At 68.6% G+C, this 9,868-nt stretch carries 3 protein-coding genes, 1 tRNA gene and 1 rRNA gene; 1 reads left to right on the forward strand and 4 read right to left on the reverse strand.

The window, feature by feature from the left end; translation table 11 throughout:
• Positions 1–5,457 carry a HAMP domain-containing protein gene (locus M2283_RS47545; RefSeq protein WP_280882849.1) on the reverse strand — a complete coding sequence of 1,819 codons (5,457 nt, stop codon included), beginning with the start codon at positions 5,455–5,457 and terminating at the stop codon, positions 1–3.
• 378 nt (positions 5,458–5,835) lie between these two features.
• Here M2283_RS47545 and M2283_RS47550 point away from each other — a divergent pair, with 378 nt between their 5' ends.
• Positions 5,836–8,589 (forward strand): SpoIIE family protein phosphatase, encoded by a 2,754-nt coding sequence (locus M2283_RS47550; RefSeq protein WP_280882850.1) that lies wholly within the window; start codon positions 5,836–5,838, stop codon positions 8,587–8,589.
• A 50-nt stretch (positions 8,590–8,639) separates the two neighbouring features.
• Here M2283_RS47550 and M2283_RS47555 read toward each other — a convergent pair.
• From M2283_RS47555 to rrf, 3 genes are all read right to left on the reverse strand, one after another.
• Positions 8,640–8,715: transfer RNA gene (locus M2283_RS47555), tRNA-Thr, on the reverse strand.
• A gap of 95 nt (positions 8,716–8,810) precedes the next feature.
• A complete protein-coding gene (locus tag M2283_RS47560) occupies positions 8,811–9,473 on the reverse strand; it encodes a DegT/DnrJ/EryC1/StrS family aminotransferase (RefSeq protein WP_280882856.1) in 663 nt (220 codons plus the stop codon).
• A gap of 114 nt (positions 9,474–9,587) precedes the next feature.
• A 5S ribosomal RNA gene (gene rrf, locus M2283_RS47565) occupies positions 9,588–9,704 on the reverse strand.
• Positions 9,705–9,868: the final 164 nt, after the last annotated feature.

The raw sequence follows: 9,868 nt of genomic DNA on the forward strand, positions 1-9,868 counted from the left end.
TCATTCCCCTCGCATCCACTGATCCATCACAGCCAGCAGATGATCGGGATCGACCGGCTTGGTGACGTAGTCGGAAGCGCCCGACTCGATGGCCTTCTCCCGGTCGCCCTTCATCGCCTTCGCGGTCAGCGCGATGATCGGCAGACCCGCGAACTGCGGCATCCGCCGGATCGCGTTCGTCGTCGCGTAGCCGTCCATCTCCGGCATCATGATGTCCATCAGGACGACCGCCACGTCGTCGTGCTGCTCCAGGACCTCGATGCCCTCGCGCCCGTTCTCCGCGTACAGCACCGACAGCCCGTGCTGCTCCAACACGCTGGTCAACGCGAACACGTTGCGGATGTCGTCGTCGACGATCAGCACCTTCTGCCCGGCGAAGCGGATGTTGCGGTGCGGCTGCAACACCGCGCTCGGCTCCAGGGCCGTCCGCGGCTCCAGGGCGCCGTTGCGCTGCTCGGTGTCGAGCCCCGGGCGCCGGCGGCGCCGGAAGAGCGCAGCGGCCCCGTTCTGGGTCTCCTGGTACGACTTCACCTCGGCCGGCGTCTCGATCGCGGACTCGGCGAGCTGCGCCAGGTCCGCGGCGGCCACCAGGTCGCTGGCCCCGAGGGCCGGCACCGGCTGCTGGTAGCCCTGCGGCGGCAGTTCGCTGGGGTGCAGCGGCAAATACAGCGTGAAGGTCGAACCGCGTCCCGGTTCGCTCTGCGCGTGGATCTCGCCGCCGAGCAGCTGGGCGATCTCCCGGGAGATCGACAGCCCCAGGCCGGTGCCGCCGTACTTGCGGCTGGTCGTGCCGTCCGCCTGCTTGAACGCCTCGAAGATCACCCGCATCTTGCTGGCCGCGATCCCGATCCCGGTGTCGGTCACGGAGAACGCGATCAGATCGGCGTCCGCGTCCCGCAGCGAACCGGCCTCCAGCAACTGCTCCCGGATCGACGCCGGTGTGTCCGCGCCGGCCGGCCTGATCACCAGCTCCACCGCCCCGGAGTCGGTGAACTTCACCGCGTTGGACAGCAGGTTGCGCAGCACCTGCAGGAGGCGCTGCTCGTCGGTGTGCAGCGTGGCCGGCAGCTCCGGCGATACCCGTACGGACAGGTCCAGGCCCTTCTCCGCGGTCAGCGGCCGGAAGGTGGCCTCCACGTAGTCGACGAGCTGGACGAGCGCGATGCGCGTCGGGGAGACGTCCATCTTGCCCGCCTCGACCTTGGAGAGGTCGAGGATGTCGTTGATCAGCTGGAGCAGGTCGGAGCCGGCCCCGTGGATGGTCTCGGCGAACTCGACCTGCTTGGGGGTGAGGTTGGCGTCCGCGTTGTCGGCGAGCAGCTTGGCCAGGATCAGCAGCGAGTTGAGCGGCGTACGCAGCTCGTGCGACATGTTGGCCAGGAACTCGCTCTTGTAACGCATGGAGACCGCGAGTTGCTCGGCGCGCTCCTCCAGGACCTGCCGGGCCTCCTCGATCTCGGTGTTCTTCACCTCGATGTCGCGGTTCTGCTGGGCCAACAGCTCGGCCTTGTCCTCCAGTTCGGCGTTGGACGCCTGGAGGGCCTTCTGCCGGTTCTCCAACTCGGCCGACCGCTCCCTGAGTTGCTCGGTCAGCTCCTGCGACTGCTTCAGCAACTGCTCCGTCTTGGTGTTGACGGAGATCGTGTTGACGCTGGTCGCGATCATCTCGGCGATCTGGTTCAGGAAGTCCTTCTGGATCTGCGTGAAGGGCGTGAAGGAGGCCAGCTCGATGACGCCGAGCACCTGGCCCTCGAACAGCACCGGAAGGACGATCACCTGCGCGGGCGGCGCCTCGCCGAGCCCGGAGGAGATCTTCAGATAGCCACTGGGCGCGTTCTCAACGAGGATCGTGCGCTTCTCCTGCGCGGCCGTCCCGATCAGCGCCTCACCCGGCCTGAACGACGTCGGCATGGAGCCCATGGAGTAGCCGTACGACCCGAGCATGCGCAGTTCGTACGCCTCCTCGCCGTCCGCGTCGGCCAGAGGCATCGCGACGAAGAACGCGCCGTGCTGGGCGGAGACCACCGGCGTCAGCTCGCTCATGATCAGCGAGGCCACGTCCTGCATGTCGCGGCGGCCCTGCATCAGTGCGGAGATGCGGGCGAGGTTGCCCTTGAGCCAGTCCTGCTCCTTGTTGGCGATGGTGGTGTCGCGCAGGTTGGCGATCATCTTGTTGATGTAGTCCTGCAGTTCCTGGATCTCACCGGACGCGTCGACGTCGATCTTCAGGTTCAGGTCGCCGCGGGTCACCGCGGTCGCCACGCGCGCGATGGCACGCACCTGCCGGGTCAGGTTCCCGGCCATCTCGTTCACCGACTCGGTGAGGTCGCGCCAGGTGCCGTCGACGTCACGCACGCGTGCCTGACCGCCGAGCTGTCCCTCGGTGCCCACCTCGCGGGCGACTCGGGTGACCTCCTCCGCGAAGGAGGACAGCTGGTCGACCATCGTGTTGATGGTCGTCTTGAGTTCGAGGATCTCCCCGCGCGCGTCGATGTCGATCTTCTTGGTGAGATCGCCCTTGGCGATGGCGGTGGTGACCATGGCGATGTTGCGCACCTGACCGGTCAGGTTGGACGCCATCTGGTTCACCGACTCGGTGAGGTCCTTCCACGTGCCGGCCACGCCGGGCACGCGCGCCTGGCCGCCCAGGATGCCGTCCGTGCCCACCTCGCGGGCCACCTTGGTGACCTGGTCGGCGAACGAACTCAGCGTCTTCACCATGGTGTTGAAGGTGTCGGCGAGCTGCGCGACCTCGCCGCGCGCCTCGATCGTCACCGTCCGGGTCAGGTCGCCGTTGGCGACGGCCGCGGCGACCTGGGAGATGTTGCGCACCTGCATGGTCAGGTTCTTGGCCATCAGGTTGACGTTGCCGCTGAGGTCCTTCCAGATGCCCGTGATGCCGGGCACGTGCGCCTGGCCGCCCAGGATGCCCTCGGTGCCCACCTCGCGGGCCACCCGGGTCACCTGCTCGGCGAAGGACGACAGCTGGTCCACCATCGTGTTGACGGTGGTGACGAGTTCGAGGATCTCGCCCTTCGCGTCGACGGTGATCTTCTTCGACAGGTCGCCCTTGGCGACCGCGGTGGTGACCTCGGCGATGTTGCGGACCTGGATGGTCAGGTTGTTCGCCATGAAGTTCACGGACTGGGTGAGGTCCTTCCAGGTGCCGGAGACACCCTGCACCTCGGCCTGACCGCCCAGCTGGCCCTCCGTGCCCACCTCGCGGGCGACTCGGGTGACCTCCTCCGCGAACGACGACAGCTGGTCGACCATCGTGTTCAGGGTGTTCTTCAGCTCCAGGATCTCCCCGCGCGCGTCCACGGTGATCTTCTGCGACAGGTCACCTCGGGCCACCGCGGTGGCCACCTGGGCGATGTTGCGCACCTGGGCCGTGAGGTTCCCGGCCATGCCGTTCACCGAGTCGGTCAGGTCCCGCCACACACCGGCCACACCCGGCACCTGCGCCTGCCCGCCGAGCCGGCCCTCGGTGCCCACCTCACGGGCCACCCGGGTCACCTGGTCGGCGAACCCGGAGAGCTGGTCGACCATCGTGTTGATGGTGTTCTTCAGCTCCAGGATCTCCCCGCGCGCGTCCACGTCGATCTTCTGCGACAGGTCACCCTGGGCCACCGCCGTCGTCACCTGGGCGATGTTGCGCACCTGGGCGGTGAGGTTCCCGGCCATGCCGTTGACGGAGTCGGTGAGCTCCTTCCACGTACCCGCGACCCCCGGTACGACCGCCTGACCGCCGAGGCGGCCCTCCGTGCCCACGTCCCGGGCCATCCGCGTCACCTGGTCGGCGAAGGACGACAGCTGGTCCACCATCGTGTTCACGGTGTTCTTCAGCTGGAGCATCTCGCCGGAGACGTCCACGGTGACCTTCTGCGACAGATCGCCGTTGGCCACCGCCGTCGTCACCTGGGCGATGTTGCGCACCTGCCCGGTGAGGTTACGGAACGCGGTGTTGACCGAGTCCGTCAGGTCCTTCCACGTACCGGCCGCGCCCGGCACCTGCGCCTGGCCGCCCAGCTCACCCTCGACACCGACCTCGCGCGCCACGCGCGTGACCTCGGAACCGAAGGACGACAGCTGGTCCACCATCCCGTTGACGGTGTTCTTCAGCTCCAGCATCTCGCCGGCCACGTCGACCGTGACCTTCTGGGAGAGGTCACCGCTGGCCACGGCCGTCGTCACCGCGGCGATGTCCCGCACCTGAGTGGTGAGGTTGCGGAAGACCGTGTTGACGGAGTCCGTCAGGTCCTTCCACGTACCGGCCGCGCCCGGCACGTTCGCCTGGCCGCCCAGCTGTCCCGCGGCACCGACCTCGTTGGCCACGCGCGTGACCTCGTCCGCGAAGATCCGCAGCGTCTCGGTCATCTGGTTGATCGTGTCCGCGAGCTGCGCGATCTCGCCGCGTGCCGACACGGTCACCTTCTGCGACAGGTCACCGTTGGCGACCGCCGTGGTCACCTGGGCGATCCCGCGCACCTGGGCCGTCAGGTTGCCGGCCATGAGGTTCACCGAATCGGTGAGGTCCTTCCACACACCGGCCACACCCGGCACCTGCGCCTGCCCGCCGAGCTCGCCCTCGGTGCCCACCTCGCGCGCGACTCGCGTCACCTCGGAGGAGAAGGACGACAGCTGGTCCACCATCGTGTTGACGGTGTTCTTGAGCTCCAGCATCTCGCCGGCGACATGAACCGTGACCTTCCGGGACAGGTCACCCTTCGCGACCGCCGTCGTCACCAGCGCGATGTCCCGCACCTGAGCCGTCAGCCGGTACGCCATCGTGTTGACGGAGTCCGTGAGGTCCTTCCACGAACCCGACATGCCACGCACGCGTGCCTGTCCGCCCAGCTTGCCCTCGGTGCCCACCTCGCTGGCCACGCGTGTGACCTCGTCGGTGAACGTCGACAGCTGGTCGACGAGGTTGTTGACGGTCCGGCCGACCTTGAGGAACTCGCCGCGCAGCGGATGCCCGGTCCCGTCCGGCGCCTGCGTCCGCAGCTCCATACGGGGCGACAGATCGCCCTCCGCCACCGCCGACAGCACCCGGCCGACCTCGGAGACAGGCCGTACGAGATCGTCCACGAGCGCGTTCGAGGCGTCCACAGCGGCCGCCCAGGAGCCCTCGTAGGCACCCGTCTCCAGCCGCTCGGTGAGCTTGCCCTCACGCCCCACCATGCGCCTTACGCGCGACAATTCCCCCGTCAAATGGAGATTACGGTCGGCCACCTCATTGAAAACGGCGGCGATCTCCGACATCACGCCGTCACCGGACACCGTGAGCCGCTTGCGGAAGTTGCCGTCACGCATGGACACGAGTGCCGTCAACAGGCGATCGAGGGTGGCCGTGTCCACCTCGGTCGTCCCATTGCGGGGTTTGCGCTGGTTCTTCAGGGACTGTCCGCCTTTCGCGCGCGTCTTAGTGCCCCGCGTCGCTGCGCCAGACTCCACTGTGTCCCTCCCGCAGGGGTCGACCGTTACTGCTGTGCTCGCGTACTACTGTTCGGCGTATCAGTTACTGCTGCATATCTCTGCCCGATGTAATCAGGCCACACCAAGGGCTGCTGCCCGCCGTACAGATATGACACGTGGCGTGCGCGTACCTTCACATGAAGCCTGCCCAGTGTTTCACCCTGTCTGAACCCGGCCATAACAGTTCGGCAGCTTCGCACAGCGTCCGCACACCCTCTGGGCGGAAACACTGCAGACCGGCATCCGCCCGGACGGCGAAGGTAAGTAACCTTGCATGCGGCTGTCCAGCCGCACCGGTCCGTCCGGCCTGGGCGGTGGCACGAGAACGAGCGGGCATCGGAGGGGCGGCCGCAACACATGACCACCGGACTGATCCCCGGGGGACAGCCCCCGGACCGTAGGCCGACGGGCGGCCTGCCGCATCAGCGGCACGAGCCGGTCGGCCACGCAGCCCTGCCCGTCGACAACCGGCTGAGGAGTTCTGTGATCACCGCGCGCGCGGCCGCCAGCTTCGAGCCCGTCGGTCGTTCGGTAGCGACCGCCCGCTCCTTCGTCCGCGACACCCTCCAGGGCTGGGGCTTCGCCGACATCGTCGACGACGCCGTGGTCCTCACCAGCGAACTGGTGACCAACGCCGTGGTGCACGCCGGCACCGCCGCCGACGTCCTGTGCCTACGCAGTGACGAAGGCGTACGCATCGAGGTCGCCGACCACTATCCCGAGCGCGAGATCCCCCTCCAGGGCCACCCCAGCACCATGGGCAACCCCGACCGCGAGGGCGGCCGCGGACTCCAGCTCTGCGCGGCCCTCGCCGACCGCTGGGGCGTCGAGTACACGCCCACCCACAAGACGGTCTGGTTCCAGCTGGTCCTGCCCGAACGCGCGGTCGGCACACGCGCGGCGGGCCCGTCGCTGCCCGCCGACCTCCTCCCCCTCGCCGACGGCCGCGTCCGCGTCGCGGTCGTCCAGATCGACCGCGGCGGCGCCATCACCGCCTGGAGCGAGGACGCGGAGGAACTCTTCGGCTACCCGTCCGACCAGGTCACCGGCAAGCCCCTCACCGACCTCGCGGCCTGGCCGCACACCCCCGGCACCAGCACCGGCATCGTCGAGGCGCTCCAACTCTCCCGCTGGGAAGGCAGTTACGGCATAAGGGGCGCCAACGGCCGCGTCACACCCGTGTACGCCTCCCACCTCCGCGTCCGTGACACGGGCGGCGAGCCGTCCACGGTCTGCCTCCTGGTACGGGACCACGAACGGGCCGTCCTGCAGACCCCGTTGCGCATGCCCTCCTCCGACTCGGGCACCTCGCCCGACGGCCAGAGCACGGACCCCTTCGAGGTGTTCATCGGCTCGCCCGCACCGGACGACCTCGACGGCCTGCTCCAGCGCACGGTGGAACGCGCCCGCGACATGCTCGACGCCGACTCCGCCTTCCTGCTCCTGGCGACCGACGACGAGACCGAGTTGGAGGTCCGCGCCTCCACCGGCCTGCCCTCCGCCCGCCAGCGCTTCGCGCGCGTGCCCGTCGAGGCCGGACCCGGCCGCTACGGCTCGGCCCGCATGCCCGCCGTCCACGACGACCTCACGGCCGTACCCGGCGCCGTCCCGCTCCTCAGCGGCACCGGCATGCGCTCGGTCGTCACGGTCCCCCTCAAGGTCGAGGGCCGCCTCACCGGCTCCCTGGGCGTGGCCGCCGAATCACCCGGCCGATACTCCAACGAAGAGGCCCTGCGCCTCCAATTCGCCGCCGACCGCATCGCGTTGGCCGTCGAATCCGCGCGCTTGGGCGAACTGGAACGCCTGCGCCGAGGCTCCCTGAGCTTCCTCGTCGAGGCCTCCGACCTCCTCGCCGGCACCCTGGACCGCGACCAGACCCTCGCGCTCATGGCCCAGATGACGGTCCCGACACTGGCCACTTGGTGCGCCGTCTACACGATCGCGGACCAGGCCTCCGATCCGTACCTCTCGTACGTCCTGCACGAGGACGAGGAACTCATCGACGGCATCAAGTCGTTGCTGTCGAAGATCTCCCCGCCCGACCCCGTACCGACCCCGGGTGCGCGCGTCTGGTCGACCCCCGGAGAGGTCGCCCACCAGGCCGCCCTGCGCAGCTCCATGCGCAGCCTCGGCCTCACCGGCGGTCCCACCCGCCAGGTCGCCTCGGGCATCGGCCCGACCCTCGCGACAGCCTCCGCGGTCGGCGGCGAGACGGTCGTCCTGCCCCTCGTGGCCCGCAACCGCGTCATCGGCATGCTGACCCTCGGAAAGCCCACCGACGAACACTTCCGCCAGGAAATCCTGGAACTGGCCGAGGACTTGAGCCGCCGAGCCGCCCTCGCCCTCGACAACGCCCGCCTCTACTCCGAGCGCACGGCCATCAGCCAGTCCCTCCAGCGCAGCCTCCTGCCGCCCGAGCTACCCGAGATCGACGGCGTCGAGGTCGAGGTCATCTACCGCGCGGCCGGCGAGGGCAACGAGGTCGGCGGCGACTTCTACGACCTCTTCCCGATCAGCGACGGTGCCTACGGCTTCGCCATCGGCGACGTCTGCGGCACCGGCCCGAACGCGGCCGCGGTCACGGGCCTGGCCCGCCACGCCCTGCGCCTGCTCGCCAGGGAGGGCCTCAGCGGCCCGGCGGTCCTGGAGCGCCTCAACTCCGCCATCCTCGACGAGGGCGCCCGCAGCCGCTTCCTGACGCTCCTCTACGGCGAGTTGAGGCCGCAGGCGGACGGCAGCGCGGAACTGAAGGTGGTCTGCGCCGGCCACCCCCTCCCGCTCCGGCTGCGCCAGGACGGCACGGTCGAACCGGCCGCCGAACCCCAGCCGCTCCTCGGTGTCATGGAGGACCTGGAGCTCTACGAGCAGACGGTCACCCTCGACCCGGGTGACGTCCTCCTGTGCGTCACGGACGGCGTCACCGAACGCCGGGAAGGCACCCGCATGTTGGGCGACGACGGCCTCACCGACGTCCTCACGACCTGCACGGGCCTGACAGCGGGCGCGGTCGCGGCCCGCATCATGCGCGCGGTGGAACGCTTCGCGCAGGACGCCCCCTCCGACGACATGGCGATCCTCGCGATGCGCGTCCCGGGCCTCCAGAAGGACTGACGCCGAACACGCAAAAGGCCCCGCCCAATTGGGCGGGGCCTTTTGACTACTGGAGCCCTCTAACGGAATCGAACCGTTGACCTTCTCCTTACCATGGAGACGCTCTACCGACTGAGCTAAGAGGGCCTGTCACCTGTTTGAGGTTTCCCTCGCGGCGACGAAACAGATCATACCCCGAACAGACCCGTGGGCCCAACCACCGCCGTCCGCCCCCGACTCGGTCAGAAGGCGGGCTGCAACAGTCCCCCGAGCGCATTGCACGCGGACACGATCCGCTGCATCTCCCGCTTCGTCAACGAGGCGTCCACCGGCAGCGCGAGCGTCTCGTCGGCGGCCCGCTCGGTCTCCGGCAGAGCCACACACCGACGGAACTCCGGCAGCCGATGCACAGGCGTCTTCACCGGCACCCGGCACTCAACTCCCCTGCCCCGCACGGCCCGAGCGAAGGCGTCCCGGTCCGGCCGCCCGTTCCCCGGCACCCGCACGACGTACTGCTGATAGGTGTGCCCGTCCCCGCCATCAGGCGTGCGCACCCCGCGCAGCTTCGCATCGAGATACGAGGCCCGCTCCCGACGCTGAGCGATCTCGTCGTACGGCGCCTCGGACTCCCCCTGCTCCAACACCAGCAGCCCATGACGCTGCCCGACCCCGTGCAACCGCGCGATGTCGGCCGGTCGGCCGAAGCGGTGTACGACGACGATCGCCGCCGTCCGCGAGGTGACGGCCGCCTCCACAGCGGACGCGTCGAGGCAGTACGTCGCCGGATGTATGTCGGCGAACACCGGCAGAGCTCCGGCCATCGCAACGGCCTCGGCGAGCTCAACGTTCCCGAAGGCCGGCACCACGACCTCGTCACCGAGTCCGACGCCGGCGGCCCTGAGCATTGCAGCAGTACCCATGCTTCGGATGGTTGTTGCGCAACGTGAACTTCAAGTAACGCAGAACAAAAAAGGGTTGGACCCGAAACCAAAGTTCCGGGTCCAACCCTTTGAATAATCGTTCGGCGGTGTCCTACTCTCCCACAGGGTCCCCCCTGCAGTACCATCGGCGCTGTAAGGCTTAGCTTCCGGGTTCGGAATGTAACCGGGCGTTTCCCTCACGCTATGACCACCGAAACACAATGAAACGCGAACTGCCGCACCACACCGTGACCATGGCATGGGGCTGTTCGTGGTTTCAGAACCAACACAGTGGACGCGAGCAACTGAGGACAAGCCCTCGGCCTATTAGTACCGGTCACCTCCACCCATTACTGGGCTTCCAGATCCGGCCTATCAAC

Source organism: Streptomyces pseudovenezuelae (assembly GCF_029892565.1).
Classification (GTDB): domain Bacteria; phylum Actinomycetota; class Actinomycetes; order Streptomycetales; family Streptomycetaceae; genus Streptomyces; species Streptomyces pseudovenezuelae_A.

Bases quoted from the DNA above. Each gene is read 5' to 3' on its own strand.
- M2283_RS47550 (WP_280882850.1), top strand. From the start codon at position 5,836: ATGACCACCGGACTGATCCCCGGGGGACAGCCCCCGGACCGTAGGCCG.
- M2283_RS47560 (WP_280882856.1), bottom strand. From the start codon at position 9,473: ATGCTCAGGGCCGCCGGCGTCGGACTCGGTGACGAGGTCGTGGTGCCG.